Source organism: Streptococcus didelphis DSM 15616 (assembly GCF_000380005.1).
Lineage (GTDB): Bacteria > Bacillota > Bacilli > Lactobacillales > Streptococcaceae > Streptococcus > Streptococcus didelphis.
The window spans coordinates 74,363-100,269 of sequence record NZ_KB904188.1; the positions used below are offsets into that span (position 1 = coordinate 74,363).

Sequence of the window (25,907 nt, forward strand, 5' to 3'; positions counted from 1 at the left end):
ATTTAGTTTACATCAGCTATCTTGATTTGAGGAAGTGAGAATTTAAAATTTGGTGATGGTTGTTATCACTGATGGCTAATTCTAGGGCCTGAAAGCCTAGTTGGTAACTATTATTGTGAATGCTAGCTATGCCTAATAATTTCCCTGATAATTGTGCTTCCTGGCTAAGAAGAAGAGGCAGTTTTTGATTGTGTTGATCGTAGTAATGTTTGATTCCAGCTGCGATGTCATCACTATTAGCTAGAATAGAAGTTATCGATTTATGTTTGCTGAGGTTTTCAGCTATGCGATAGCCATCCTGAAAAGTAGAAATAGCACCAAAACTTATAGTAGGGTAATCTTTGCCAAGTATTTGCTGACATGAGGTCATGGTGGCATTATAGGTAGCACTTTTGTAGTGGTTTCTAGTGAATAAAAGGGCACAAGTTCCCTCTAGTTCTTGATCTCTGATGTAGGTAAAGAGCTGGTTGAGTCCACGCCTTCGATTAATGGAAATACTAGATAGATGAGGAGATTGACAATCTTCTAGCAAAACAATTCGGCCATAGGCATGATAGCTCTCAATTAAGGAAAGAGAAAGTGTCCGTGAGGTGAAAATAAGTCCGTCGAGGGATTTTGCCCTTAGTTGTTCCAGATAGGATTTTTCGATGGAACTATCATAATGTGAGGGTAACATGACAACTTGGTAGTGACTTGTTAAGGCAGCATCTAAAAGTCCCCTTATAATATCAATAAAGAAGGGATGCTGGGTATGAGGGATAACAACTCCAATGCGTTTAGTCTGTCCTAAGCTTAATTCTCTTGCAATTTGATTGGGCACATAATTCAAGTTATCAATGGTAGCTTGGATTTTTTCTCCTGTTTTGTGAGCTACATAACCTGAGTGATTGATATAGCGGGAAACTGTAGAAGGAGCAACGCCTGATTTTTTAGCAATATCTCGAATACTAGTCATTTTTTCCTTTTAAGTATTGCCAAATACCATAGGCAACACCATCCTCATCATTTGATCTGGTAACTACATGAGTTGCTTTAAGAACATCTGGGTGAGCATTAGCCATAGCAATAGGAAGACCAACTTTTTTGAGCATGGGAAGGTCATTATGGCCATCTCCAAAAGCTGCAAGTTCTTGTTTTTTCAGGTCTAATAATTGCATTATATAGTCAATACCTTTTGATTTGACAGCCTCTTTATGGGTAATTTCTAAATAATAAGCCCCAGATTGTTGAATAGCAATAGTTTCTATACCTAATTGTAACAGATTTTCTTTTAAAGAAGTCATTATAAGGGGATCAAAGGTAATCAGCATAATTTTAAAGACAGGCTTCTTGGGGAATAAATACTCTTCTTTCTGACATAGTTTAGGTTCCAAAAGAGTTAACTGACTCTCATAATCAATGCCCGCATCTTTTTGGTAGGCAATCCACATGTCTTTAGTGTAATAGGATTGGCTAACCTGAGGAAAATATTCATAAATATATTGGATGACTTGCTGGGCAAGCTTATCTGGAATTGGGGTTTCTGAGAATGTTTCTAATTTATCATGATGATATCGATAAATCAATGCCCCGTTAAAGCCAATCTGAATGCCTTTTAAATCCAGGGCATCAATAGCCTCTTTCATTTCCATGGGAGCACGAGCAGAAACCAATGTGATAGGAAAACCAGCTTCTTTAATAGCATTTGCATTGGATATTGAGACTCTCCCTTGAGTGTTTAAAAGGGTACCATCCATATCTAAAAAGATTGTTTTAATAGTCATTTTTACTCTCCTTAATCATTTTTTTCAGTATAAATGATGGAATGCGTTCCATGTCAAGTAAAAATTAATTATTTTTTAGAAAGTAAAAAGAGTTAAACACTTTTCATAAAGAAAGGGTCTAACTCTAAATGTATTTGCTTGCTTCTCTAATCGAAAGAGGGGCTAGTTCTGTAAGGTGCTTGTTGATGAAATGTCTTACCCAGTCAGGGTTGGTTTTAGAGTAATCTCTTAAGCTCCAGCCAATTGCTTTATTGATAAAAAACTCAGTAGATCCTAGATTATTAAGAATAATCTGGGCTAGCAAAGAAGTGTTTGTTTTGTCTTTTTTACCAAGTTGATGATCAATAGCAAGGCGTCGTAGCCAGAAGTCATCTGACTGGGAGAGAGTCAGCATGAATTCATTCATTCTGGAATCCTCAATGCCCCCTAAGATATGATCAAAATGGTCAATGCTATCCCACCATTGATTGCTGGTCGCATAGGTTAGCAATTTAGGGATATGGTCATAGCGCAGCCATTTTTGCATAGCCCTTAGATAATCACAGACAAAATAGTGGAGTTCTCTTTTTGGGCTTGACCAAGCTTGATCTAGTAGTTGCCAGTCAATTTTTTGCTCTTTTTTATGAGCCTTAAGGAGATCCTTGTAAATCAGGCGTCGTGGTCCAGCTGGGACGCCATAAAAGTCAAAGTTATTTTTCATGTAGGCGGCCATTTTTTGAGCTTGCTGGGGGTTTGCTTCTTTTGTAAAGGCTTCTTGAAGGGTCTCAAAGCTAGTTTTGATCATGTTATAGGTCGATTTCTAGTAGGATTGGAGTGTGGTCTTGACGGGCACCCGAGTTAATCATTTCAGATTTTATAATCTTATCGGCAATACGGTTAGAGGTTAACCAATAGTCGATTCTCCAGCCACTGTTATTGATTTTACTTGTTTTGCTGCGTTGGGCCCACCAAGTGTAGACATTTGGTAGATCTGCGTGAAGGTGACGGAAGCTGTCTGTGAAGCCTCTGGCTAGTAAGTTAGTGAAGCCAGCACGTTCTTCATCTGTAAAGCCAGCTGATTGCCGGTTGCTATTTGGATTGGCCAGGTCAATTTCTTTATGGGCGACATTATAGTCTCCAGTAGCTAGGACAGGTTTTTTACTGTCTAATTCTGCTAGATAATCTACATATTTTTCATCCCATAATTGGCGATCTGCTAGTCGTCTAAGACCATCACCAGCATTTGGTGTATAGACTTGAGTGACATAAAAATCGTCAAATTCGAGTGTAATCATGCGCCCTTCAGAATCCATAGTGGTAGGGGCACCGATTTCTGGAAAGCTAATAATAGGATTTAGGTCTTTTTTATAGAGGAACATGGTTCCAGCGTAGCCTTTTCGAGCCGGCTCTACTGATGAGCGCCAAACATTTAGGTAATCTGGGAAATAAGTTAAGAGTGTTTCCAAGTGCTTTTTAGTAGGCCCCTTGGCTGATAATTTTGTTTCTTGAATTGCAATAATATCAGCGTCTTCTGCCACAAGGGTATCTAAGACAGCGCGTGATAAGAGAGCACGAGGGGATTCACCTGTTAGGGCCGCGTTAAGGGAATCAATATTCCATGAGATAAGTTTCATTTTTCTTCACTTTCTAAAAGATAGTCTTGTCCTTAAACTATATTCTATCAAAAAAACAAGAGGGAAGCGACTAAGAGGGTTTTGCTTTTAAAAGGCTTTATCGCTTAACTAGCTTCTCTAATAAAAGATGAGGTTTATTTGGTTTTGACGCTAATGCTAGAGTTCATTTATTGCTTAAATTAAAGATAATAATTATTATATTGTGCTTTTGCATTAAAAATATAAAAAAGTTAGAGCATATACTTTGACACTACAAGGCCATTTACCTATAATGTAATTATAATTTGTAAGCGCTAACAAATTGAGAATTTAATCACTAACTCACTTTTTTGACAGGGAGGTCATGATATAGAATGCATGAGACATTATTAGCTATTGTTCCTATTACTTGGTTGATTTTATCCTTAGCCGTTTTACGAATGCGGGGAGACTTGGCCTGTTTTATAGGTTTGGTGATAAGTATTATTATTAGTATCTTTGGCTTTAATTTTAGGGTAATTGATAGTTTATCAGCTGCTTTAGAAGGGGCATTAATGGGTTTTTGGCCTATTATTTACATTATAGTTGCTGCTGTTTTTACCTACAACACAACAACTGCTTCAGGAGGTATGGATAAGATAAAAGAGCTCTTGACCAATATTTCTTCTGATATGCGAATCTTGGTATTAATTTTAGCTTGGGGATTTGGAGGCTTTTTAGAAGCCATAGCTGGCTTTGGGACAGCAGTAGCTATTCCAGCCAGTATCTTAGTTGCTCTTGGAATGAAACCCTTAAGAGCAGCTCTTATTTGTTTAATTGCTAATACAACACCTACAGCTTTTGGGGCTATTGGTCTACCAGTAACAACCCTGGCACAGGTAACCCAATTAGAAGTGAAGCAGCTTTCTTTAATTGTTTCCTTGCAACTCTTTATTTTGATTGTAGCTATTCCTTTTTTACTTGTAAATCTAGCTGGTAAGGGATCTTCTTCTAATAAAGGGATTGTGGCCTTAACTTTAGCTTCAGGTTTATCTTTTTCCATCCCTCAGATAATCGTTTCACGCTATCTGGGAGCAGAGCTACCTTCTATTGTTGGATCTTTACTGTGTATATTGGTAACTATTTTGGGGGCTAAAATCATTGAAAAGGATAAGCCAAAAAGAGAAACTGACTTAAGTCCCAAAGAAGGCTTTGTAGCAGCTGCGCCATTTATTTTAGTCTTTATTTTTATCATGCTAAGTTCATCACTTTTTCCAAGTATTCATCAGGTTTTAGCGAGTGTTACAAGTAAGATTTCTATCTTCACTGGAGCGGCTGCTAAACCTTATACCATTAATTGGTTAACATCACCTGGAACTATGATTATTTTAGCAACAATCTTGGCTGGTCTTATTCAGGGCATGTCTATAGGGGAAATTGCTGGGATTTTAGGGAAGAGTATCAAACAATTAACCAAAACAATAATCACAGTAGCTTCTATTGTAGCCTTATCAAAAGTAATGAGCTATAGTGGCATGATTGGGTCGATTGCTATTAGTCTTGTTGCAGTTACAGGTAGCTTTTATCCTTTTATTGCCCCAATTATTGGTTCTCTGGGGACTTTTATCACTGGTAGTGATACCTCAGCAAATGTTTTATTTGGAGAATTACAGGTAAAAGCTGCTGATAATTTACAGATGGATCCCTATTGGTTAGCTGCTGCCAACATGTCTGGAGCTACGGCAGGGAAAATGATTTCACCACAAAGTATTGCCGTTGCAGCGGTAGCTATTGGCCTAGAAGGCCAGGAAGGAAGAATCCTAAAGGAAGTGATGAAATACTCATTTCTCTATATTCTGCTGACCTGCCTAGTTGTTTTTATCTTAGGAAAGGTTATGGCTTTTATTTAATTTAATAAGGTAAGTAAAAATAAAAAAAGAAAAATGAGCATATATTTTGACATTTAAATATCATTCAAATATAATTTATATATAATTTGTAAGCGCTAACAAGTTGCATTAAAAAGAGGAGATTTCGGAATGGAATATAAGACAGTTTTGACGGAAGAAAGTACAGACTTTGTTATGGACTTCAAAACAAGTAGTGCAGAAGGAAGTGTTGATTTTATCAATGTCTTTGATTTAGAAAAGATGGCTCAACAGGTTATTCCTAAAGGTGCATTTGGCTATATTGCAAGTGGTGCTGGTGATACCTTTACCCTTCATGAAAATATTCGTTCATTTAATCATAAATTAATTGTTCCCCACGGTTTAAAGGGTGTTGATAAACCAAGTACAGAAATTACTTTTGCTGGTGATACCTTAAGTTCACCAATTATCATGGCACCTGTTGCAGCTCATAAACTAGCTAATGAACAAGGGGAAGTTGCTTCTGCCAAAGGTGTAAGTGAATTTGGGACCATTTACACGACTAGCTCTTACTCAACAACAGATCTCCCAGAAATTACGGCTGCCTTAAATGGGGCACCACAGTGGTTCCAATTTTATTATAGTAAAGATGATGGCATTAATCGCCATATCATGGATCGCTTAAAAGAACAAGGTGTGAAATCAATTGTTCTAACAGTAGATGCGACAGTAGGTGGAAATCGTGAAGTAGATAAGCGTAATGGTTTTGTTTTCCCAGTAGGAATGCCAATTGTTCAAGAATACCTACCAAATGGTGCCGGAAAAACAATGGATTATGTTTATAAATCTGCTAAACAGGCTCTTTCTACAAAAGATGTGGAATATATTGCTCAGTATTCAGGTCTTCCTGTCTATGTTAAAGGACCTCAATGTGCAGAAGATACCTTGCGTGCTTTAGATGCTGGTGCGTCAGGAATTTGGGTAACCAACCATGGTGGTCGCCAATTAGATGGTGGTCCAGCAGCCTTTGATTCGCTACAAGAAGTGGCTGAAGCTGTTGATAAACGTGTACCAATTGTGTTTGACTCTGGGGTTCGTCGTGGTCAACATATCTTTAAAGCTATTGCATCAGGAGCAGACCTTGTTGCCCTAGGTCGCCCCGTTATTTATGGTCTAGCTATGGGTGGAAGCACTGGTACTCGTCAAGTCTTTGAAAAATTAAATGATGAACTCAAAATGGTTATGCAGCTTGCAGGAACCCAAACAGTTCAAGATATCAAAAACTTCAAACTACGCCATAATCCATATGATTCTTCAATTCCATTTGATCAAAATGCCTTAAGGCTAGATTAATTTTCTATAGTTTTCATACCTTCTAGGAAAGCCAATTCTTATCCCAAGTCTTGGCTTTTTAGTTTAGTTCAAAGCCTCTTAGTTTATGTTATAATAGGTAATGAAAAGAGTTTTTAGAGAGATTTAATTATTCCAAGGAGAATTTAAATGAAAAAAATCCAGCTTACAAGTGCTATTGTGTCACTTGTTCTTATCCTTTTATATTATTTTTTTAACCTGCCGCCAATTAATATCTACAGTAGTAGTTTTTGGTTTTTCTTTATATTTTTAATAGCTATTGTAATCATTAATAGTTTGCTAGCTTCTCTCGTAAAGCGTTTTGGAACTGTGTTTACAAAGCAAGTACCTAGAGGTAGGGTTAAGGACGTTACTTTTAATCTGAATATCTTCTCTGGAAAAATAAAATGGCTACTATTAGCTATTGTGGCTATCAGTCTTGGTCTATCTCTTTTATCCGTTTTTAATAGCAGATTATTTAGAGCTAAGGCCTATGCTAGGGTAATTAAGGTAAAAGATGCTAACTTTAAGACCGACTTTCCTGAAACTAATATTTCCACTGTTGCCTTGTTAGATAGGGAATCTGCCGAAAAAATTGGAGATACTTATCTAGGGACCATTGATAAGGTTTCACAGTTTGGTATTTCTGATGATTATCGTCAAATTACTATTGGAAAACAACCCTATAGGGTTTCTCCCTTGGAATATAAGAGCTTTTGGAAATGGCTAACTAATAGAAAAGATGGTATCGGCTACTATGTTAAGGTTAATCAGACTACTGGTAAAGCAGAGCTCGAAAAATTGCAAAAACCTATGAAGTATTCAGATTCTGAATATCTCTTTAGAGATACAATGAGGCATCTTCGCCTAAGCCATCCTTTCACCATTTTTTCAGACCCCTCTTTTGAAGTGGATGATGAAGGTAACCCCTACTATATAGCTACGACCTATGCACCCAAATTTGGTCTATCCTCTCCAGATCCAACAGGAGCCATCTTGCTAGATGCTGTTTCTGGCAAATCTAAGTATTACAAACTTAAAAATATCCCTAAGTGGGTTGATAGGGTCTATTCAGCTGAAAATGTTATTCAAAGAGTTAATGATCACTACACTTACCAAAAGGGTTACTGGAATACAGTCTTTAGTCAGACTGGGGTTAAACAAACAACAGACAACTATAATTACATTACTATTGGTTCTGATATTTACCTTTATACTGGGATTACTTCTGCGACAGCCGATACCTCCAACCTTGGTTTTATCTTGGTAAATATGAGAACACGAGAAATTACCAATTACAAGTTAGCTTCTGCCACAGAAAAATCAGCCATGAAGTCTGCTGAGGGTGAAGTTCAGGAAAAAGGCTATTCTGCAACAGCTCCAACCTTGGTTAAATTAAAGGGCAAGGCTTATTACCTTATTTCCCTAAAAGATAGCGGAAGTCTTGTGAAGGCATATGCCTTAGTTGATGCGGAGGATTACCAGCAAGTAACAGTTAATAATGACATTAGCACGCTTATTGCCCAATTTACAGACAAAGATACTAGTGCTTTGTCTACACCACTTACTTCAAATACCAAAGTTAAAAGGATTAGTGGCCAGGTTGACCAAGTAGCCAATCAGATTATTTCTGGAACCACAATTTATTATATTTCATCAGATGGTAAGGTTTATAAGGTAAAGGCAAGTAAGAAAACCACAGATCAATTACCTTTCTTAAAGGTTGGTGACCATTTCAAGGCCCAATTAGAAGATGACAATTATCTCGAAAACTTCCATATTGTAACAGGAGCTGCTCGAGAATAAAAATTTTGTAAGCGCTGATTAATAGACAGTTTACTTTAGATTACACTCTCTTTTAAAGCTATTGAAGGAAGCCTAAAACTATGCTATACTCATATATATTTGTGGGAATAGTCCAAATATCTTTGAAGCTAGGAGTGCCTAACAGCTCACTATCACAAATAGAGTTGCTTTTAGTCTCCAGCTTCTTAATAATATCAGGACACAAATACTGATTCTTAGTATTTGTGTTTTTGTTAGCTTAGAAAAGGAAAGTGTGTGTCAAAAAGAAGTCAAAGAAAAAATTACCAGGTCTATGAAGGTCTACGCTGTGCGATGGCCTTAACATTTATTAGTGGCTATGTGAACTCCTATACCTATGCAACTCAAGGAAGACGCTTTGCTGGCGTTCAGACAGGTAATCTCTTGTCTTTTGCCATTAAGCTTTCTGAAAATAACATAAAAGAAGCCTTGAATTTTTTATTACCAATTTTTGTTTTTATGTTGGGACAAGCGGCAGCTTATTTTCTCCATCGCTGGGCTCACAAGCAGGGCTTTCATTGGTATTTGTTTTCAAGCCTCATCCTGACCTTTACGGCCCTTATAACAGCTCTGTTCACCCCTTTTATAAGTTCCTTTTTTACTGTATCAGCCCTGGCTTTTTTTGCCTCCTTACAGGTGGAGACCTTTAAATCATTAAGAGGGGCTCACTATGCCAATGTCATGATGACAGGAAACATCAAAAATGCTGCTTATTTATTCACCAAAGGCATCTATGAAGCTAACAAAGAGCTACTATTAATTGCTAGAAACACCTTTATCATTATCCTTACCTTTGCTTTGGGGGTTGGCATGTCAATGGCTCTAACTTTTAGGTTTGGCGAGGCTTCTTTATTTGGTCTACTCTGCCCCCTGCTTTATCTTAACTACCTATTAGCAGAAGAGGCTTTTTTATCATCAAAAAAATACAGTGACTAAGGAAGTTAGCTATTTTTTTGCAAAGCCTAATATGATATAATTAATTACTAGCAGCCAAAGGCTTTTAAGCAAGAAAGCCATGATCAGCTCTGTGCAGAAAATAGAAAATGCAATAAGGTTTCATTAGCCTTGAAAGGAAACAAAATGACTAAAAAAACTCCATTTTATATAACGACTCCTATTTATTACCCTTCTGGTAAATTACATATCGGCTCTGCTTACACTACCATTGCCTGTGACGTTTTGGCTCGCTATAAGCGTATGATGAACCATGAGGTTTTCTACCTAACTGGTCTAGATGAGCATGGTCAAAAAATTCAAACAAAGGCCGAAGAAGCAGGCATTAGCCCGCAAACTTATGTGGATGGGATGGCAAAAGATGTTAAAGAATTATGGTCTTTATTAGATATCTCTTATGATAAATTTATCCGTACAACTGATGCCTATCATGAAAAAGTAGTAGCTGATGTTTTTGAGAGTCTCCTAGCCCAAGATGATATCTATCTAGGGGAATATTCTGGCTGGTATTCCTTATCTGATGAAGAGTTCTTTACAGAAAGTCAACTAGAAGAAGTTTTCCGAGATGAGTCTGGTAAGGTTATTGGCGGTATTGCGCCTTCAGGACACGAGGTTGAATGGGTTTCAGAAGAATCTTATTTCCTTAGACTTAGCAAGTATGCTGACAGATTGGTAGACTTTTACCAAAAACATCCTGATTTCATTCAGCCAGATGGTAGGATGAATGAGATGTTAAAAAACTTTATTGAGCCTGGACTAGAAGATTTAGCTGTAAGTAGGACAACCTTTAGCTGGGGTGTGTCAGTCCCATCTAATCCTAAACATGTTGTCTATGTCTGGATTGATGCCCTTCTTAACTATGCAACAGCACTTGGTTATGGCCAAGAAGACAGCAGCCAGTTTGATAAATTCTGGGGGGGAACTGTCTTTCATATGGTTGGTAAGGATATTTTGCGTTTTCACTCAATTTACTGGCCAATCTTGTTAATGATGCTAGATTTAAAAATGCCTGAGCGCCTTATTGCCCACGGTTGGTTTGTCATGAAAGATGGCAAGATGTCCAAGTCAAAGGGGAATGTGGTTTATCCAGAAATGTTGGTAGAACGTTTTGGTCTAGATCCACTACGCTATTATCTCATGCGTTCGCTTCCAGTAGGGTCAGATGGGACCTTTACTCCTGAAGATTATGTTGGACGTATTAATTATGAATTGGCTAATGACTTAGGTAACCTTCTCAACCGTACAGTTGCCATGATTAACAAGTATTTTGCTGGTGATATTCCAAGCTATCTTGAAAATGTAACAGCCTTTGATAGCGATTTAGAAGTAAGTGTTGCTGATAATATCAAGAACTATCACAGCTATATGGAGGCAGTTGATTTCCCACGCGCCCTTGATGCTGTCTGGGCAATTATTTCACGGGCTAATAAGTATATTGATGAAACAGCACCTTGGATTTTAGCTAAATCAGAAGAAGATAAAGCTCAACTAGCCTCTGTTATGGCTCATCTAGCAGCCAGCTTGCGTGTGGTAGCTCATCTTATTCAGCCTTTTATGATGGACACTTCACAGGCCATTATGACCCAACTTGGTTTAGGCCAATCCTTTGACCTTGAGAATTTATCCTTAGCTGGACTTGCTTCCGGACTTACCGTTATCTCTAAAGGGACACCAATCTTTCCTCGTCTTGATATGGAAGAAGAAATCGCCTTTATCAAAGCGCAAATGGAATCTGGCTCAGCTATTTCCCAAGAAAAAGAGTGGATCCCAGAAGAGGTTGAGCTAAAATCAAGTAAAGAAGAGATAAAATTTGAGACTTTTGATGCTGTTGAGATCAGGGTGGCAGAAGTTAAGGAAGTTTCTAGGGTTGAAGGTTCAGATAAATTGCTGCGCTTCCGTCTGGATGCAGGTGATGGAGAGGATCGTCAAATCTTGTCAGGGATTGCTAAATATTATCCAAATGAGCAAGAATTAGTAGGGAAAAAGTTACAAATTGTAGCTAATTTAAAACCCCGCAAAATGATGAAAAAATATGTTAGTCAGGGGATGATTTTATCAGCAGAGTTTGATAACAAACTTTCTGTTTTGACAGTTGATTCGACTGTGCCAAATGGTTCTATCATCGGCTAATTGATATCAAGCAGAAGCAGATTAATGGATACATACTATTTCTGCTTTTTTGTTTAAGCTTTTTTTAAAGTTTCTTTGCTTTACTAGGTCTGTTGTGACAATTAAAACATATAAGGATAATAAAATGTTGGCTTCAAAGAAAACAAGTAGGTTTCATTTTAAGAACAAGCGTTTGGTCAATGATCTTTTAAAGACCCTCTTCTTTTATGTGGTGGTTTGCCTCTTTTATATTTCTGGGATTACTTTGATACTCATGATTACCAGTCATGATAGTATTATTAACCTGCCAATTATTAAGGATAAGTTCTATGGTTTGGCAAGTATTGCCCTTATTAGACAGGTGCCTAGTCTTATCTTAGGTTTTTCCCTGCTGGTGTGTGGGAGAGCCATTGCAAATAGGAGTGCTAAGGCTTTTTACCCCACTCTTATTTTCTTGCTGCTAGCTACCCTTTATACCTTGGTATTTTACAAAAGTACAGCGCCAACGCTTTTACTAGCTTTATTAGCTGGTTTGCTCTTTTTAAGTAAGGATAATCTCTATAGAAACCAGTTTATTATTAGTCATGAAGATGCCTTTATGGATGGTTTTATCTGGTTGTTCTTAATAGCTTCTTATTTCATTTTGGGCTATTCTAATCTGGTGACCAGTCAAAAGAGGTCACTTGTCGCTTTAGAAAAGCATTTTGCTGTCCCTTCCTTGCACTGGTGGTTGATGGGGCTTCTAACCTTATTGGCGATTATCATTAGTTTATTTTTATTTCTCCATCTTCTAAAAAGAAAACTCTATCTTATTGGTTCTCCTTTTGAAGAAAAAAGACTTGAGGCGCTATTGGGAAAAGGAGACCATCACTATACAGGGCTAGCATTTTTACAGGATAAAAGGCTCTGGTATTATCAGCAAGACAACCAGGATAAGGTAGCTCTGCAATTTAGCCAGGTAAGGGATAAATTACTTGTAATGGGCGATTTATTTGGGGAAGATGCCTATTTTGAAAAGGCCCTAAACCATTTTATGACAGAGGCAGATCTCTATAATTTCCATCCCGTTTTCTATGAAATTTCAGAAAAGCAGGTCATGCCAGTTCATGATTATGGTTATGATTTTATAAAATTAGGGGAAGAAGGCTTGGTTAAACCAGAAACGTTTACCTTATCAGGCAAGAAAAGGCAAAACCTACGTTCTGTCATGAATCAGACGCAAAAAGCAGGTTACAGTTTTCATGTTATCTCACCACCCTATTCAGATTCTTTAATGGTAGAGTTAGCCAAGATTTCTGAACAATGGTTAGACGGGCGTAAAGAGATGGGCTATTCTTTGGGCTTCTTTGATCCCTATTACCTATCAAAGGGTCAGCTCGCTTTACTCATATCGGAAGCTGGTCAAATAGTAGCCTTTTCCAGTTTAAAAAGGTCTCATTCAGAAAATTCTCTATCTGTAGACCTGATGCGTTACCTAAAAGAAGCCCCCAAAGGGATCATGGATGTTTTGTTTATCCACATTATTGAGTTTGCTAAGGAAGAAGGCTATGATACTTTTAATATAGGAATGAGTCCTCTTTCAAATGTTGGTCGTAATCGCTTTAGTTTCTTTAATGAGAAATTGGGTAATTTGATTTATCAACTAGGGTCGCAAATCTATTCTTTTGAAGGTTTAAGGCATTACAAGGCTAAATTTGCTGATAAATGGACGCCTTACTATATAGCCTATGCCAAACAGTCCCAGTTTGTCTTTGTCATACTTTCCCTCCTTTTAATATCATATAAGAAGAATGAAAAATAGGCATGATGGTTACTAATTTCTTAGAGGTTCAGACAAGTATTAGGAAGTAAAGGTAATCCTTTGCTTCTTTTTTGATTGGCTAACCAGATAATTTGGGAAAAGACTAGAATAATCAGAATATTTTGATATAATAGAAAGAGTCATTTCAAAATGAGGACAAGGCTAAGGAAAAGCTTGCTTTTTCTTATTTTTGTAAAAAGACATAACTAAAAAAATTATATTGAGGAGTTTCATGGTTAAAAAAGGATTTTTAACGGGATTGTTAATATTTGGTGTATTTTTTGGAGCAGGGAATCTTATTTTCCCACCTGCTTTAGGGGTAGCTTCAGGGAACCACTTTTGGCCTGCAATCTTTGGTTTTTGTTTGTCTGGTGTAGGCTTAGCTGTCCTTACCCTATTAGTAGGAACCTTAACCAATGGTGGTTTTAAGCAGGAAATGGATACAAAATTTAGTCCAATTTTTTCACTGAGTTTTTTGGTTATACTTTATTTAACCATTGGTCCATTATTTGCTATTCCTAGAACAGCAAGTGTTTCTTTTGAGGTAGGACTTAGTCCTATAGTAGGCAATAACCCAATAGCTTTAGCTATCTTTTCATTTTTCTTCTTCTTGGTGGCTTATTTGCTAGCTATTAGACCAAATAATATCATGAATAGTGTAGGTAAGATATTAACGCCAGTATTTGCCATTCTTATCCTGCTTTTGATTGTTACAGGTCTAGCTAAATTTGGCCAACTTGATAGTGCACCTGCTAGTGCTGAATACCTTAATAGTGCTTTTGGAAGTGGTGTTTTAGCAGGTTATAATACTGTGGATGCCTTAGCAGCAGTTGCTTTTTGTCTTGTCGCAACAGAGGCATTGAAAAGTTTTGGATTTAGTAACAAAAAAGAATATTTATCTACTATTTGGGTAGTTGGTATTGTGACAAGTCTGGCTTTTAGTATTTTATATATTGGTCTTGCTTATCTGGGCAATAAGTTTCCTGTGCCAGCTTCAGTTTTAGCAGATCCTAGTATCAATAAGGGAGCATATGTGTTAACCCAAGCATCTTATCAGCTATTTGGTTCCTTTGGTCGCTTTTTCCTAAGTGCTATGGTTATTCTGACCTGTTTTACAACAACAGTAGGTCTTATTGTTTCTGTAGCTGAGTTTTTTGATAAACATTTTGCCTTTGCAAGCTACAAAGTCTTTACAACGATCTTTACGATTATTGGTTTTTTAATTGCGAATTTAGGATTAAATACGGTTATTACCTTCTCGGTACCGATTTTAACAGTCCTTTATCCAGTTGTTATCGTTGTAGTTTTGATTATCTTAATTAATAAAGCTCTGCCTTTATCTAAAAGAGGCCTTTCTATCACGATAGCCTTGGTAACACTAGCCTCTATCTTAGAAGTTCTAGCAGGCTTAATGCCTAAGAGCAGCATACACCAAATGGTCCAAGTCCTACCCTTACATAATATCTCTATGGGGTGGTTTGTACCAATGCTCATTGGACTAGTCTTTGCAGGACTCTTACCAGATAAAGTCAAAGGCCAAGCTTTTGACTTGGAACAATTTCAAAGAAAAGCTTAATCAAAAAGACACCCCTCAGGGGTGACTTTTGTTATACATGAGGAATTATTTCTCCTCCGATCTGTTCAATAATAAATTCTTTATCTGAGAGGGATAGTTTTAAGTATTCTTCAATTGCGTTTAACATTCCAATGGTAAGATTGGAGGTTGGGTAGTCATAAATTTTAAACCAGGATAAGGCCATAGCTAGAGTATTAAGATCATTTTGTCCCTCACCTCTATGATATTCCTCTTTAGAGATTCTCATTCTCTCGTGAAATTTACTGTAGTATGAAATTTTAGACTTTTCTGTTTTAAAATTATATGCACGACAAACATGAGCTGTATTGTTTCTATGGGCTAATAAAAATAAAATATACTAATTATCATTTTTTATCTACTAATTCAATGGGAATACCGGTCATGATACTAACAACTTCATCTTTTATATTAGGAAGTTGTAATTTATAAAACGTAATTAAGTTTCCAAAAGTCATAACTTTCACTAAAATCCATGAAGGGATGTTCCCATGTTTTTCTCTGTAATGTTTGTATGGATGGCGATTACCTTCAATAATTTTTCTACATTTATTTAGTAATTGGGTTCTTTGAGAAATATTATATTTCACCTTTCCTTTCTCAAAATTTCGTCTATTCAAATATAATACTTGATCAGAAGAAAATGTTTAGAAACCACATAAGAAATCGCTGTACGTAATTGTGACTCTAATTCATTTATAGAGATAGATATTAATGTCCTAATTTTTTATCCATCAAAAATAAATTATAAAGTTGTTCAAAAGTGGCTCCTTCTTTGAAGTAGTCATCGCTTTCTAATCCCACCTCTTTATAGCCGTTTATGATTTCATAATAGCTATAGGTTGATAATATGTCTCTAGCAGCATTTTCGTTAATAAAATTTAGGTTCCGTGATTTTAATATCTCGATTTGTTCTTCGAATGAATTAAATGGTTTACTCATATAACTCCCATATAAATAAAAAATAGGGCTATGTATAAACATAACTCTACTTATGGCTCCCGTTGGGGTACCGTTCATTTTGATTAACATTATTATCCAATAATGGTTACTTTTTATCAACCAATTTTTGCATCATTTTTGACTATATTTTGCATTTTTTGCTAGCAATACTCTGAAATTGATTGGAATACCAAAAAGTAAAGCTGGTTTTAGAGTCATAAGTATTGACCAAAAAATGTCAATTTGTTACGCTTATATAAAAATAGATAAAAGTAACTACTTGCTGAGATTGAGAGTGAGGTTTCTTCAGTGGTTTTTGTAACTCCGATAAGAGAGTACCAAAATATGGCTACCAGGCAAGAAGCATTGGATAGAAGGCTTGAGGAAATTGATTGCCCTAGATTTACTTTCCATGATTACATGCCTACCTATGCTAGTCTATTGTTGAATGCTAGCATAGGCTATAAAGAATTATAATATAGATTCGGTCATGCTACTTTGGCCATGACTATGGATATCTATTCTCATTTATCAAAAGACAAAGAGAAAAAGCAGTTTCATATTACAAAAAAACAAAAATAGCATCTAGGTAAACTAAATGGAGAACAAATTTTTAAATTTACATTTTAGAATCATCATAAACCTAGATATATCAACTATTATAAAGATTAAAGGAGCAAACCATGACATTTGAAGAGATTTTACCGGGTTTAAAGTTAAAGCAAAAATATGTGCGTAGAGGTTGGGGCGGTGCTGAAAACTATGTTCAACTCTTTGATAGTATTGAAGTGGATGGTCGTAAGCTTGAAGTAACACCATATTTTCTGATTAATGTTTCTGGAGAAGGTTTCTCTATGTGGTCTCCAACCCCATGTGATGTTTTAGCAGAAGATTGGATTGAAGTCCATGACTAAAAAAGTACTGATAACAGGCGTTTCTTCTGGTATTGGCAGGGCCCAGGCGAGTCTTTTTCTGGAAGAAGGCTATCAGGTTTATGGGCTGGATAAAAGAAAAAGCCCTGATCTGCTAGGCGATTTTCACTTTTTAGAGCTGGATTTAAGAAAAGACCTCCAACCCCTTTTTAATTTCCTTCCTCAGGTGGATATTCTTTGCAACACAGCAGGGGTTTTAGATAACTATAAAGCCTTGTTAGACAGTGACGACAGTGATTTTGAAGCAATTTTTGCTAGCAATTTTTTTGCCCATGTTAAGGTCATTCGTTATTATCTTAAAGAAATGCTGGCGCAAAAAAGTGGGATTATTATTAACATGTGTTCCATTGCTAGTTTTCTAGCAGGAGGAGGCGGTGCTGCCTATACAAGCAGCAAACATGCCCTAGCTGGCTTAACCCGACAATTAGCTCTGGATTATGCAGAAGCTGGTATTCAAGTGTTTGGCATTGCACCAGGTGCAGTAAAAACAGCTATGACAGCCAGTGATTTTGAACCTGGTGGCTTGGCAGATTGGGTCAGCCAGAAAACCCCGATAAAGCGTTGGATTAGTGCAGAAGAAGTAGCAGATTTAACCCTATATTTGGCTTCTGGTAAGGCAGGAGCCATGCAGGGAAACATTATTACAATGGATGGTGGTTGGAGCTTAAAATAAAAAGACAAAGGGCTTCTAAAATGATTATTAGACCAGAAAAGGTCAGGTGGCTGATGAGACAGTCCTAGTTTTAGCTCCCTTGTCAGTTCTACCAGAATATCAAAATCGTGGACTTGTTACCCCAATTTGGTTATCAAGAGGCAGTCAGCTACGGACTAAGCAAACCTAAAGCTTTTCTAAGTCAGTATTTTATGGCTCATTCCCTTAAAGGAAACCAAAGAATTGAGGGAAAACTTATTTTTGCTAAAGAATTTGCTATAGATAATTAGGAGAAAAAATGAAATTAGCTATTTTAGGAACAGGAATGATTGTTAAGGATGCTTTGCCAGTGTTATCAGCTATTGAAGGGATTGACTTAAAGGCCATTGTTTCAACACAAAGAAGTATTGAGACAGCTCAGCTATTGGCCCAAAAGTTTGAAATAGAAGAAGCTTCGTATGAATATGAAAAAGTGCTAACTAACCCAGAGATTGATACAGTTTACGTTGCTACACCAAACCATCTCCATTATCAGATGGCTAAGCAGGCACTTCTAGCTGGCAAACATGTTATCTGTGAAAAGCCTTTTACCTTGGCCTTGGCTGACTTAGAAGAGCTAGCTAGTATTGCCCAGCAAAAGCAGGTCTTTTTACTAGAGGCTATCACCAATCAATACTTGGAGAATTTTACTTATATTAAGGAACATCTAGCACAATTAGGAGAAATCAAGATTGTAGAGTGTAATTATTCCCAATATTCGTCACGTTATGATGATTTTAAGCAGGGACGGATAGCGCCAGCTTTTGATGTTAATAAAGGTGGGGGAGCCCTACGTGATTTAAATATCTATAATATTCACATTGTGGTAGGACTTTTTGGAAAACCAGATTCAGTTTTATATTTACCAAATATTGATAACAAGGTGGATACATCAGGGATTCTGATTCTGGATTATCCGACCTTTAAAGTAGCATGTATTGGTGCTAAAGATTGTAGTGCAGCTATTAAGTCTACCATTCAGGGAAATAAAGGTTCTATTAGTATCTTGGGGGCAACCAATGCCATGCCAGAACTTTCAGTAGCCTTAAATGGTCAGGATGAAAAAAGAATTCAGGAAAACAAGGAAGACCACAGGATGACTGCTGAATTTAAGGTCTTTAAAGAGATTATTGAGACCAAAGACTCAGCGCGTGCTTCTGAGGCCCTAAACCATAGTTTGGCTGTAATGGAGGTGCTTGAAAAGGCAAGTCAAAGTCTCTTATAAAGCTTATAGATTAGCTTAGCCAGTCTATTTTTTTCTGCAAAAGCCCTGCTAGTATGCTATAATGAGGTGATACTTAAAGGAAAAAAGGAAATATTATGACAAATTATGCAATCCTATTAGCTGCGGGAAAAGGAACCCGCATGAAATCAGATCTTCCAAAAGTTCTGCATAGGGTTTCTGGCTTAAGCATGTTGGAGCACGTTTTTAGAAGCCTTGCAGCTATTCATACTACAAAAAATGTCACTGTTATTGGTCATAAGGCAGAGATGGTAAAAGAAGTAGTAGGTGATCACTCTGAATTTGTCCTACAAACACAGCAGCTGGGGACAGGGCATGCTGTTATGATGGCAGAAGAAAAGCTTGCTGGCTTAGAGGGTAATACCCTAGTAATTGCTGGGGACACTCCCTTAATTAGGGGTGAGAGCTTAAAAAGCCTGATTGATTTTCATGTTAATCATAAAAATGTAGCTACTATTTTAACTGCTAAAGCAGATAATCCCTTTGGTTATGGACGAATCATTCGTAATAATGATGGAGAAGTTCTTAAAATTGTTGAAGAAAAAGATGCTAGTGCCTTTGAACAAGAAGTCAAAGAGATTAATACTGGAACCTATATCTTTGATAATAAACGTCTCTTTGAAGCCTTGAAAAAGATAACCACTAACAATGCTCAAGGCGAATACTATCTAACAGATCTTATTTCTATTTTTAGAGAAAATAAGGAAAAAGTGGGAGCCTATCTTTTAAAAGATTTTAATGAAAGTTTAGGGGTTAATGACCGGATTGCCCTAGCAAAGGCAGAATCTGTCATGAGACAACGCATCAACCAGGCTCATATGGAAAATGGCGTTACCTTGCAAAATCCTGATGCTACTTATATTGATAGTGAAGTTGTTATCGAAGCAGATGTTTTGATTGAAGCTAATGTTACCTTGAAGGGTAAAACGAAAATAGGTTCAGGCACAGTCTTAACCAATGGCACTTATCTAGAAGATACAGAAGTTGGACAATCAGTAGTCATTAAACAATCAACTATTGAAGAATCCACTATTTCAGATAAGGTAACGGTGGGCCCTTTTGCTCATATCAGACCAGGTTCTCAAATTGGTGAGGGTGTTCATATTGGTAACTTTGTGGAAGTTAAGGATTCCCTAATTGGTAAAAATACTAAAGCTGGGCACCTCACTTATATTGGCAATAGTCAAGTGGGCTCAGCAGTTAATTTTGGTGCAGGAACTATCACAGTTAACTATGATGGTCAAAATAAATACAAAACCGTAGTTGGTGACAATGTCTTTATTGGTAGCAATTCGACCTTAATTGCTCCGCTTGAGATTGGTGACAATGCATTGACAGCTGCTGGCTCGACTATTTCTAAAAATGTTGCCAGTGACAGCATTGCTATTGGACGAAGTCGACAAGTGACTAAAGAAGGCTATGCAAAAAAATTCCCTCATCATCCTAACAATAAATAATAGGCAATTGGGGATAAGGAGAAATTATAATGGACTTTGAAGAAAAAACCTTAAAAAGGCAAGACATTTATAAAGGAGCTATTATAGATCTTGTTGTTGATGACGTTCAACTTCCAAATGATTTGGGAAAAGCAAAACGCGAGATTGTTCTTCATAATGGGGCGGTAGCTGTTTTAGCAGTGACCCCCGAAAAGAAACTCCTTATAGTTAAGCAGTACCGTAAAGCTATCGAAGCCGTTTCTTATGAAATTCCTGCTGGAAAACTGGAAAAGGGCGAGAAGGGTTTTGAGCTAGAAGCAGCTGCTCGTGAGCTAGAGGAAGAAACAGCCTATGCAGGTGATTTAAAGCACCTTTATGACTTCTATACAGCTCTTGGTTTTTGTAATGAAAAAATAAGCCTCTACCTAGCAGAAAATATAAAGAAGGTTAGCAATCCAAGACCCCAAGATGAAGATGAGCTTATTGAGTTGTTAGAATTAAGCTATCAAGAGTGCTTAGATTATATAGCCCAGGGGAAAATTGTGGATGCTAAGACAATTATTGCTATTCAATACTATGCTCAAAAGTTTGGAGGTGATTTGTAAATGGGGAAATCATTACTAACTGACGATATCATTGAAAAAGCCCAGAATGGCGAAGAGATTGAAGATGATTTTTATCTTGACTCAGATACAAAAATCATTCATTTTTCTGAAGATAAGGATGAGGAAAGGATTTATAAGAGTCGACGGATTGAAAACGCAAAACGTCATCAATTTCAGTCAAAACTCAATCTTCTTCTGATAGCTCTTGTTATTTTAATAGCCTTATTAATTTATGCTATTTTTAAACTATAAAAAGAAATAGAGGTCACATGAAAATAGGAATAATTGCTGCCATGGAGCAGGAACTTAGCTTGTTAGTTGAAAACTTAGAGAATAAAGATGTGACTAAGCTTTTATCTAAAGACTACTATAGTGGACAATATGCAGGTCATGATTTGGTCTTGGTAGAGTCAGGTGTCGGTAAGGTTATGTCAGCTATGACAGTTTCTGTTTTAGTGGAATTGTTTAAGGTAGATGCTTTAATCAATACAGGATCAGCAGGTGCAGTTGCTAGTGATTTGCAGATTGGGGATATCGTTGTTGCTGATAAGTTGGTTTACCATGATGTTGATTTAAGAGCCTTTGGCTATGATTATGGGCAGATGTCTATGCAACCTCTCTATTTTGAAGCTGATAGACACTTTGTTGATAAGTTTGAAGAAGTGTTAAGAAAAGAAAAACGCAAGAGCAAGCTTGGTTTAATAGCAACTGGTGATAGTTTTATTGCTGGAAGTGATAAGATAGCAGAGATTAAAGGCCATTTTCCAGAGGTCCTAGCTGTTGAGATGGAAGGTGCTGCTATTGCTCAGGCAGCTTATGCTACAGGTAAACCTTTTATTGTCGTTAGAGCTATGAGTGATACAGCTGCCCATGATGCTAACATTACCTTTGATCAATTTATTATAGAAGCAGGTAGGCAATCTGCTCAGACCCTCTTACATTTTCTTGAGATATTATAAAAAAACATCAGATTTTTCCGATGTTTTTTATTGTTTTGAAACATAGAGTTGTTTAGCAATGTTTTCAGGAACGCTAAGGGTTTTTCCTTTGTAAGAAATAGTATAGGTTCTCGCATAAGTATCGATTTGCTCTAGTTCAAATGGAGTATTAACAGCTAACTGGTGTCCTTCTAGATACTGGAGTAAATCAAATTGGTCGTGGATACGACTGAGTTTATAGCTTCCTAGCTGACTAATCTGGTTAAGTCTAGTACGGTTGACTTCATTAAGAGCTTGATCTTTTCTTGGAATAGTACCACCATGGGGACAAAACTCAGGAAAACCAAGATTCTCATCAAGGCGATCAATAAAGGTATCTGAAACCGTGTGTTCTAGGATTTCAGCTTCTTGATGAACTTCTTGAGAGTTATAGCCTAATTGATTGATTAAAAACACTTCAATTAAACGATGCTTGCGATAGAGATTTGCGACTAGTTCTTTGCCTTTTGCGGTTAAAAAGTAACCTTTCTCCTTATCCTTGATAATCCAATCTTGTTGAATCATTTTTTTAATCATTTCAGAAACTGCAGGAGCTGAGACTTGCATATTTTCTGCAATCATTTTATTTGAGATTTTACTTTCTTGCTCTCCGAGTTCATAAATACTTTTTAAATAATCTTCCTTGTTAGGCGACATAGCTGGATGCCTTTCTCTTATTAATAATCATTATTATAACAGAATTTTTAGAAAAAATCTTATTAAAAGTATCTTGACAAAAATTAGTTGATAATGTATCTTAATAGTATAATTAATTATGCTTAATTTTTTAAAATAAGGGCGTTAAGGAGAAATAAATGAAGAAAAAAATAAGTCTTATTTTGTCTGCTTTTTTAGCTGTTATACTAGTGACGGCTTGTTCAAATGGTGGTACAAAAAATGCTAAAAATGACAAACTCAATGTTGTTGCTACCAACTCAATTATCGCGGATATGACTAAAAATATTGCAGGGGATAAAATCAACTTGCACAGTATTGTTCCTATCGGTCAAGATCCCCATGAATATGAACCACTTCCAGAAGACGTTGATAAAACAAGCTCTGCAGACTTGATTTTATACAATGGTATTAATCTAGAAGATGGTGGTCAAGCATGGTTCACAAAGCTTGTTAAAAATGCTGAAAAGAAAAAAAATAAAGATTACTTTGCAGTCAGTGATGGAGTAGATGTTATCTACCTTGAAGGACAAAATGAAAAGGGCAAAGAAGACCCACATGCTTGGTTAAATCTTGAAAATGGTATTATTTATTCTAAAAATATCGCAAAACAATTAATTGCAAAAGATGCTAAAAATAAAGATTTTTACCAAAAAAATCTAGATGCATATGTTGCTAAACTTGAAAAACTTGATAAAGAAGCTAAGTCAAAATTTGATAAAATTCCAGACAAGAAAAAAGTTATTGTAACAAGTGAAGGCTGCTTCAAATATTTCTCAAAAGCTTACAATGTACCATCTGCTTATATTTGGGAAATTAACACAGAAGAAGAAGGAACACCTGATCAAATCTCAACATTAATTGAAAAATTAAAGGCTAAAAAACCATCAGCTTTGTTTGTTGAATCAAGTGTTGACAGTCGTCCAATGAAATCTGTATCAAAAGATAGTGGTATCCCAATCTACTCAGAGATCTTTACAGATTCAATTGCTAAAAAAGGCAAAGATGGCGACAGCTACTATGCAATGATGAAATGGAATTTAGATAAAATTTCAGAAGGCTTAGCAAAATAATATAAAATACAAGCACAAGTCTGCTCGTGACTCTGTGCTTTATTTTATTGTAGGGGGGACTAATGATAAGAATAGAGAATCTTTCTGTAAGTTATCAAGCAAATCAGAAAGCAATAGATAATATTACATTAACAATCAAACCAAATGAAATTATAGGTATTGTAGGGCCTAATGGAGCCGGAAAATCAACTTTGATGAAGGCTATCCTGCACCTTGTTGATTCTAGCGGGAAAATCTTGATTAATGATCAGGAACTTAATAGGTCAGGTCACATAATTGCTTATGTGGAACAGCGCAGCGATATCGATTATAATTTTCCCATAACGGTCAAGGAATGTGTTTCCTTAGGAACTTATGCCTACTTAGGACCCTTTCATAAGGTTGGTAAAAGAGAATATCAAAAAGTAAACCACTATCTAAAAGAAGTGGGCTTAGAAGACTTTGCCAATCGTCCCATAAATTCTCTTTCTGGTGGGCAGTTTCAAAGGATGTTAATGGCTAGATGTCTTATTCAAGAAAGGGATTTTATTTTCTTAGATGAACCTTTTGTTGGTATTGATTCTGTCAGTGAGGATATTATTATTAAGCTACTGAAAGAATTGAAAGAAGCAGGAAAGACCATTTTGATTGTTCATCATGACTTAAATAAGGTGGAAGACTACTTTGATTCTCTTATCTTGTTAAATAAAAAGCTGATTACTTATGGGCCTGTTGCTGAAGCCTTCACAAAAGAGAATTTGTCAAAAGCCTACGGTAAGATTATTGTAGAAAGGAGCTAATGAGATGCTTTTCAAATTTTTTAATGGTCTAATGTCTTATCATTTCTTACAGAATGCTTTAATAACGGCGATTGTTATTGGAATTGTGTCAGGGGCAGTTGGCTGTTTTATTATCCTAAGATCAATGTCCTTGATGGGAGATGCTATTTCGCATGCCGTTTTACCAGGTGTTGCTCTTTCTTTTATTCTAGGGGTTAATTTTTTTGTGGGGGCCATTGTTTTTGGGCTTTTAGCCTCTATTTTGATTACCTTTATCAAGGAAAATAGTATTATCAAAGGAGATACAGCTATTGGAATCACCTTTAGTTCATTTCTCGCCTTAGGAGTTATTCTTATTGGAGTGGCAAATAGTTCTACCGATCTTTTCCATATCCTTTTTGGGAATATCCTAGCTGTTCAAGACAGTGATAAATGGATTACCATCATTGTGTCAATCATTGTTTTGGGGTTAATTATTGTCTTTTTCAAGGAATTATTGTTGACCTCCTTTGATCCTATTCTTGCAAAATCAATGGGAATAAAGGTTAATTTTTACCATTATTTACTCATGGTTTTACTGACCCTAGTATCAGTTACAGCTATGCAAAGTGTGGGTACTATCTTAATAGTTGCCATGTTGATTACCCCAGCAGCAACTGCTTATTTGTATGTTAATAGCTTGAAGACAATGATTTTTTTATCTTCAAGTCTGGGAGCTTTAACCTCTATTTTAGGTCTTTATCTTGGCTATACCTTTAATATTGCAGCAGGGTCAAGTATTGTTATAACATCAGCACTTATCTTTGCCATTAGTTTTTTCATATCACCTAAGCAGAGATTTATGACATTCTATCAAAAAAAGTAAAAAGAGCTTAAGGCTCTTTTTACTTTTTAAAGGAATAATCTTTTACTATTTCTATTGAGTTAATGGTAACTTTTTCTTTTGGTTTTTCATTCTCATCAACAGCTACATGGGCTATTTTATCAACAACATCCATTCCTTCAGTAACTTGACCAAAGACAGTATAGCCACCATCTAGGCTAGGATTGCCTCCCATTTGGTAGGCTTCAATAATTGGTTTTGGATAATGGTCCTGAGCTAAGGAGTTAGATTGGTCGTCGGTATTTTGGTTAATAAAGAACTGACTTCCATTTGTATTGGCACCAGCATTAGCCATTGCTAGAGCTCCTCTGATATTGTACAAGTAGGGTGAGATTTCATTATTAAAACCATTCCCAGAATCAATTTTAGGTTTTTTACCCTTCCAAATGGACTCTCCACCTGTACCGTCTCCTTTAGGATCTCCTGCTTGAATCATAAATTCTAATATAACACGGTGGAAGCTGATATCATTATAGTACCCTTCTTTAGCATGGGTTAGAAAATTTTCTACAGCAAGAGGGGCTAATTTTGGAAAGAGCTTAATGGTAATATCACCTTGAGTCGTTTTCAAGACAACCTTAGATTGGTCTTTTGTAAGGTCACTGTTAAGTTGAGGGAAATCTTTTCTACTGGCTTTGAGGGCTTTTTTGACTTCCTTACGGTAGCTTTCACTTTCTTGTCCATATTCTTTTTGTGCTATTTTTTCATCAACATATTTATCACCCTTAATGAGGCGACTAACAGATTCACAGCCACTTAAAGATAATAAGCAGATGATTATTACACTTAGCGAGACTATTTTTTTCATATTTTCTCCTTGAGCTAGTTTTCTATATTTTAACATAAAGTCAAGCTCTT

26 protein-coding genes and 2 pseudogenes are annotated in these 25,907 nt (G+C 36.4%); 19 read left to right on the plus strand and 9 right to left on the minus strand.

All coding sequences use genetic code 11. The features are described from left to right. Nucleotides 1–16 precede the first annotated feature (16 nt). The 4 genes from A3GU_RS0100465 to A3GU_RS0100480 all read right to left on the minus strand — a co-directional run bounded on the left by A3GU_RS0100465 (nt 17) and on the right by A3GU_RS0100480 (nt 3,376). On the minus strand, nt 17–955 hold the full coding sequence (locus A3GU_RS0100465; RefSeq protein ID WP_018365567.1) for a LacI family DNA-binding transcriptional regulator: 939 nt from the start codon (nt 953–955) through the stop codon (nt 17–19). Further along, nucleotides 948–1,763, minus strand: coding sequence for a Cof-type HAD-IIB family hydrolase (locus tag A3GU_RS0100470; RefSeq protein WP_018365568.1), 816 nt, complete (start codon nt 1,761–1,763; stop codon nt 948–950). Before A3GU_RS0100470 ends, A3GU_RS0100465 begins: the two co-directional genes overlap by 8 nt. 124 nt (nt 1,764–1,887) lie before the next feature. Continuing rightward, nucleotides 1,888–2,547 (minus strand): DNA alkylation repair protein, encoded by a 660-nt coding sequence (locus A3GU_RS0100475; RefSeq protein WP_018365569.1) that lies wholly within the window; start codon nt 2,545–2,547, stop codon nt 1,888–1,890. Between the two features lies 1 nt (nt 2,548). Then, nucleotides 2,549–3,376, minus strand: a complete 828-nt coding sequence (locus A3GU_RS0100480; protein ID WP_018365570.1) for an exodeoxyribonuclease III — start codon at nt 3,374–3,376, stop codon at nt 2,549–2,551. A 353-nt stretch (nt 3,377–3,729) separates the two neighbouring features. Between A3GU_RS0100480 and A3GU_RS0100485 the strand changes: the two genes are divergently transcribed. From A3GU_RS0100485 to brnQ, 7 genes are all read left to right on the plus strand, one after another. Next, nucleotides 3,730–5,244, plus strand: a complete 1,515-nt coding sequence (locus tag A3GU_RS0100485; protein ID WP_018365571.1) for an L-lactate permease — start codon at nt 3,730–3,732, stop codon at nt 5,242–5,244. A gap of 129 nt (nt 5,245–5,373) precedes the next feature. Beyond that, on the plus strand, nt 5,374–6,555 hold the full coding sequence (lctO, locus tag A3GU_RS0100490) for an L-lactate oxidase (protein ID WP_018365572.1): 1,182 nt from the start codon (nt 5,374–5,376) through the stop codon (nt 6,553–6,555). A gap of 147 nt (nt 6,556–6,702) precedes the next feature. Next, on the plus strand, nt 6,703–8,358 hold the full coding sequence (locus A3GU_RS0100495; protein WP_018365573.1) for a hypothetical protein: 1,656 nt from the start codon (nt 6,703–6,705) through the stop codon (nt 8,356–8,358). A 312-nt stretch (nt 8,359–8,670) separates the two neighbouring features. Beyond that, entirely contained in the window at nt 8,671–9,312 is a 642-nt protein-coding gene (locus A3GU_RS0100500; protein WP_083906194.1) for a YoaK family protein, read from the plus strand. Nucleotides 9,313–9,456: 144 nt separating this feature from the next. After that, nucleotides 9,457–11,460 carry a methionine--tRNA ligase gene (gene metG / locus A3GU_RS0100505; protein ID WP_018365575.1) on the plus strand — a complete coding sequence of 668 codons (2,004 nt, stop codon included), beginning with the start codon at nt 9,457–9,459 and terminating at the stop codon, nt 11,458–11,460. A 124-nt stretch (nt 11,461–11,584) separates the two neighbouring features. Then, nucleotides 11,585–13,240 carry a phosphatidylglycerol lysyltransferase domain-containing protein gene (locus A3GU_RS0100510; RefSeq protein ID WP_018365576.1) on the plus strand — a complete coding sequence of 552 codons (1,656 nt, stop codon included), beginning with the start codon at nt 11,585–11,587 and terminating at the stop codon, nt 13,238–13,240. 232 nt (nt 13,241–13,472) lie between these two features. Beyond that, nucleotides 13,473–14,816: a branched-chain amino acid transport system II carrier protein gene (gene brnQ / locus A3GU_RS0100515; protein ID WP_018365577.1), complete on the plus strand. Its 1,344-nt coding sequence runs from the start codon at nt 13,473–13,475 to the stop codon at nt 14,814–14,816. A 31-nt stretch (nt 14,817–14,847) separates the two neighbouring features. On the opposite strand, the gene A3GU_RS09875 is transcribed toward brnQ, so the two are convergent. From A3GU_RS09875 to A3GU_RS10565, 3 genes and pseudogenes are all read right to left on the minus strand, one after another. Next, on the minus strand, nt 14,848–15,063 hold the full coding sequence (locus A3GU_RS09875; RefSeq protein WP_018365578.1) for a hypothetical protein: 216 nt from the start codon (nt 15,061–15,063) through the stop codon (nt 14,848–14,850). Nucleotides 15,064–15,181: 118 nt separating this feature from the next. Then, nucleotides 15,182–15,463: pseudogene (locus A3GU_RS10560) on the minus strand (Abi family protein); the annotation flags it as partial. A gap of 82 nt (nt 15,464–15,545) precedes the next feature. After that, on the minus strand, nt 15,546–15,776 hold the full coding sequence (locus A3GU_RS10565) for an Abi family protein (RefSeq protein ID WP_026216401.1): 231 nt from the start codon (nt 15,774–15,776) through the stop codon (nt 15,546–15,548). A gap of 163 nt (nt 15,777–15,939) precedes the next feature. Here A3GU_RS10565 and A3GU_RS10145 point away from each other — a divergent pair. From A3GU_RS10145 to A3GU_RS0100575, 9 genes and pseudogenes are all read left to right on the plus strand, one after another. Beyond that, a pseudogene (locus A3GU_RS10145) lies at nt 15,940–16,369 on the plus strand (site-specific integrase); the annotation flags it as partial. A gap of 90 nt (nt 16,370–16,459) precedes the next feature. After that, a complete protein-coding gene (locus tag A3GU_RS0100540; protein WP_018365580.1) occupies nt 16,460–16,690 on the plus strand; it encodes a DUF2829 domain-containing protein in 231 nt (76 codons plus the stop codon). Then, a complete protein-coding gene (locus A3GU_RS0100545) occupies nt 16,683–17,381 on the plus strand; it encodes a 3-oxoacyl-ACP reductase (protein WP_018365581.1) in 699 nt (232 codons plus the stop codon). Before A3GU_RS0100540 ends, A3GU_RS0100545 begins: the two co-directional genes overlap by 8 nt. A gap of 46 nt (nt 17,382–17,427) precedes the next feature. Beyond that, on the plus strand, nt 17,428–17,550 hold the full coding sequence (locus A3GU_RS10570; RefSeq protein WP_281167207.1) for a hypothetical protein: 123 nt from the start codon (nt 17,428–17,430) through the stop codon (nt 17,548–17,550). 108 nt (nt 17,551–17,658) lie between these two features. Next, nucleotides 17,659–18,624, plus strand: a complete 966-nt coding sequence (locus A3GU_RS0100555; protein WP_018365583.1) for a Gfo/Idh/MocA family protein — start codon at nt 17,659–17,661, stop codon at nt 18,622–18,624. 95 nt (nt 18,625–18,719) lie between these two features. Further along, on the plus strand, nt 18,720–20,099 hold the full coding sequence (glmU, locus tag A3GU_RS0100560; RefSeq protein WP_018365584.1) for a bifunctional UDP-N-acetylglucosamine diphosphorylase/glucosamine-1-phosphate N-acetyltransferase GlmU: 1,380 nt from the start codon (nt 18,720–18,722) through the stop codon (nt 20,097–20,099). 29 nt (nt 20,100–20,128) lie between these two features. Next, the gene (locus A3GU_RS0100565) at nt 20,129–20,683 is read left to right on the plus strand and encodes an NUDIX hydrolase (RefSeq protein WP_018365585.1); all 555 of its coding nucleotides are present in this window, start codon (nt 20,129–20,131) and stop codon (nt 20,681–20,683) included. Continuing rightward, nucleotides 20,684–20,935 carry a cell wall synthase accessory phosphoprotein MacP gene (macP, locus tag A3GU_RS0100570; protein WP_018365586.1) on the plus strand — a complete coding sequence of 84 codons (252 nt, stop codon included), beginning with the start codon at nt 20,684–20,686 and terminating at the stop codon, nt 20,933–20,935. It begins immediately after the preceding gene. Between the two features lie 17 nt (nt 20,936–20,952). Then, nucleotides 20,953–21,642, plus strand: a complete 690-nt coding sequence (locus A3GU_RS0100575) for a 5'-methylthioadenosine/adenosylhomocysteine nucleosidase (protein WP_018365587.1) — start codon at nt 20,953–20,955, stop codon at nt 21,640–21,642. A 27-nt stretch (nt 21,643–21,669) separates the two neighbouring features. On the opposite strand, the gene A3GU_RS0100580 is transcribed toward A3GU_RS0100575, so the two are convergent. Next, the gene (locus A3GU_RS0100580) at nt 21,670–22,317 is read right to left on the minus strand and encodes a metal-dependent transcriptional regulator (RefSeq protein WP_018365588.1); all 648 of its coding nucleotides are present in this window, start codon (nt 22,315–22,317) and stop codon (nt 21,670–21,672) included. 158 nt (nt 22,318–22,475) lie between these two features. Between A3GU_RS0100580 and A3GU_RS0100585 the strand changes: the two genes are divergently transcribed. From A3GU_RS0100585 to A3GU_RS0100595, 3 genes are all read left to right on the plus strand, one after another. Further along, a complete protein-coding gene (locus A3GU_RS0100585; RefSeq protein WP_018365589.1) occupies nt 22,476–23,408 on the plus strand; it encodes a metal ABC transporter substrate-binding protein in 933 nt (310 codons plus the stop codon). Between the two features lie 62 nt (nt 23,409–23,470). Further along, nucleotides 23,471–24,187 carry a metal ABC transporter ATP-binding protein gene (locus tag A3GU_RS0100590; RefSeq protein ID WP_018365590.1) on the plus strand — a complete coding sequence of 239 codons (717 nt, stop codon included), beginning with the start codon at nt 23,471–23,473 and terminating at the stop codon, nt 24,185–24,187. A 4-nt stretch (nt 24,188–24,191) separates the two neighbouring features. Further along, the gene (locus A3GU_RS0100595; protein WP_018365591.1) at nt 24,192–25,031 is read left to right on the plus strand and encodes a metal ABC transporter permease; all 840 of its coding nucleotides are present in this window, start codon (nt 24,192–24,194) and stop codon (nt 25,029–25,031) included. A gap of 19 nt (nt 25,032–25,050) precedes the next feature. On the opposite strand, the gene A3GU_RS0100600 is transcribed toward A3GU_RS0100595, so the two are convergent. Beyond that, on the minus strand, nt 25,051–25,857 hold the full coding sequence (locus A3GU_RS0100600; RefSeq protein ID WP_018365592.1) for a peptidylprolyl isomerase: 807 nt from the start codon (nt 25,855–25,857) through the stop codon (nt 25,051–25,053). Between the last annotated feature and the right edge of the window lie 50 nt (nt 25,858–25,907).

Excerpts from the sequence above, each read along its gene's own strand:
- lctO (WP_018365572.1), top strand. The coding sequence starts at position 5,374 with ATGGAATATAAGACAGTTTTGACGGAAGAAAGTACAGACTTTGTTATG.
- metG (WP_018365575.1), top strand. The coding sequence starts at position 9,457 with ATGACTAAAAAAACTCCATTTTATATAACGACTCCTATTTATTACCCT.
- A3GU_RS0100580 (WP_018365588.1), bottom strand. The coding sequence starts at position 22,317 with ATGTCGCCTAACAAGGAAGATTATTTAAAAAGTATTTATGAACTCGGA.
- A3GU_RS0100470 (WP_018365568.1), bottom strand. The coding sequence starts at position 1,763 with ATGACTATTAAAACAATCTTTTTAGATATGGATGGTACCCTTTTAAAC.
- A3GU_RS10565 (WP_026216401.1), bottom strand. The coding sequence starts at position 15,776 with ATGAGTAAACCATTTAATTCATTCGAAGAACAAATCGAGATATTAAAA.
- macP (WP_018365586.1), top strand. The coding sequence starts at position 20,684 with ATGGGGAAATCATTACTAACTGACGATATCATTGAAAAAGCCCAGAAT.
- A3GU_RS0100465 (WP_018365567.1), bottom strand. The coding sequence starts at position 955 with ATGACTAGTATTCGAGATATTGCTAAAAAATCAGGCGTTGCTCCTTCT.
- A3GU_RS0100510 (WP_018365576.1), top strand. The coding sequence starts at position 11,585 with ATGTTGGCTTCAAAGAAAACAAGTAGGTTTCATTTTAAGAACAAGCGT.
- A3GU_RS0100545 (WP_018365581.1), top strand. The coding sequence starts at position 16,683 with ATGACTAAAAAAGTACTGATAACAGGCGTTTCTTCTGGTATTGGCAGG.
- A3GU_RS0100565 (WP_018365585.1), top strand. The coding sequence starts at position 20,129 with ATGGACTTTGAAGAAAAAACCTTAAAAAGGCAAGACATTTATAAAGGA.
- A3GU_RS0100540 (WP_018365580.1), top strand. The coding sequence starts at position 16,460 with ATGACATTTGAAGAGATTTTACCGGGTTTAAAGTTAAAGCAAAAATAT.
- A3GU_RS0100585 (WP_018365589.1), top strand. The coding sequence starts at position 22,476 with ATGAAGAAAAAAATAAGTCTTATTTTGTCTGCTTTTTTAGCTGTTATA.
- glmU (WP_018365584.1), top strand. The coding sequence starts at position 18,720 with ATGACAAATTATGCAATCCTATTAGCTGCGGGAAAAGGAACCCGCATG.
- A3GU_RS0100595 (WP_018365591.1), top strand. The coding sequence starts at position 24,192 with ATGCTTTTCAAATTTTTTAATGGTCTAATGTCTTATCATTTCTTACAG.
- brnQ (WP_018365577.1), top strand. The coding sequence starts at position 13,473 with ATGGTTAAAAAAGGATTTTTAACGGGATTGTTAATATTTGGTGTATTT.
- A3GU_RS0100590 (WP_018365590.1), top strand. The coding sequence starts at position 23,471 with ATGATAAGAATAGAGAATCTTTCTGTAAGTTATCAAGCAAATCAGAAA.
- A3GU_RS0100480 (WP_018365570.1), bottom strand. The coding sequence starts at position 3,376 with ATGAAACTTATCTCATGGAATATTGATTCCCTTAACGCGGCCCTAACA.
- A3GU_RS0100475 (WP_018365569.1), bottom strand. The coding sequence starts at position 2,547 with ATGATCAAAACTAGCTTTGAGACCCTTCAAGAAGCCTTTACAAAAGAA.
- A3GU_RS0100485 (WP_018365571.1), top strand. The coding sequence starts at position 3,730 with ATGCATGAGACATTATTAGCTATTGTTCCTATTACTTGGTTGATTTTA.
- A3GU_RS0100555 (WP_018365583.1), top strand. The coding sequence starts at position 17,659 with ATGAAATTAGCTATTTTAGGAACAGGAATGATTGTTAAGGATGCTTTG.
- A3GU_RS0100500 (WP_083906194.1), top strand. The coding sequence starts at position 8,671 with ATGGCCTTAACATTTATTAGTGGCTATGTGAACTCCTATACCTATGCA.
- A3GU_RS0100575 (WP_018365587.1), top strand. The coding sequence starts at position 20,953 with ATGAAAATAGGAATAATTGCTGCCATGGAGCAGGAACTTAGCTTGTTA.
- A3GU_RS0100495 (WP_018365573.1), top strand. The coding sequence starts at position 6,703 with ATGAAAAAAATCCAGCTTACAAGTGCTATTGTGTCACTTGTTCTTATC.
- A3GU_RS0100600 (WP_018365592.1), bottom strand. The coding sequence starts at position 25,857 with ATGAAAAAAATAGTCTCGCTAAGTGTAATAATCATCTGCTTATTATCT.
- A3GU_RS09875 (WP_018365578.1), bottom strand. The coding sequence starts at position 15,063 with ATGAGAATCTCTAAAGAGGAATATCATAGAGGTGAGGGACAAAATGAT.